This window comes from Oxobacter pfennigii (genome assembly GCF_001317355.1).
GTDB classification, from domain to species: Bacteria; Bacillota; Clostridia; order Clostridiales; family Oxobacteraceae; genus Oxobacter; species Oxobacter pfennigii.
This window is the reverse complement of the sequence record NZ_LKET01000063.1, coordinates 1-552: the sequence shown is the minus strand read 5'-3', so window position 1 is coordinate 552 and position 552 is coordinate 1. Positions and strand designations below refer to the sequence as shown.

General features: G+C 36.6%; 1 pseudogene. It reads left to right on the top strand.

The annotated features are described in order from the left end of the window. Window positions 1-76: 76 nt before the first annotated feature. Window positions 77-424 (top strand): annotated as a pseudogene (locus OXPF_RS19140) (transposase); the annotation flags it as partial. Window positions 425-552: the final 128 nt, after the last annotated feature.

Below are 552 nucleotides of genomic sequence, written 5' to 3'. Positions count from 1 at the left end.
GGTATTCATACTCTAAACCTCCATTGGAGTTTTTCGACTAAGTCAAAAAACTCTAAAGACTCTAATTTAGAGCATTATCTCATATGGTCAGGGAAGTTATCCATACACCGTCTTATTTTACAGTTACCCAGGAACTGCACAAGATGTTCAGGAAATGCTTAAGGATCTTCTGGGGGATACTCTCCAGGGAATGTTGGAAGGTGAGATGGAGGATGAACTAGGTTATTCCAAATATGATTACTCCAACAAGGACACCGACAACAGCAGGAACGGTTACAGCAAGAAAAATGTAGTCTCATCAATGGGTGAGATTAGTTTGGATATCCCACGTGATCGTAAAGGGGAATTTGAGCCCCAGATTGTAAAGAAGAATCAGACCGACATCTCAAATATCGAGGATCAGGTGCTATCTATGTATGCTAAAGTGTAGATTAGCATTTTAAACAAGGGAAATTAGCCTCAATTTTTTCAAATTAAATAATACAGCGCTAATTTAATCCTATAGGAATTTGAGAAATGGATTTTCTAATTAAAATATATTTGAAATATGAT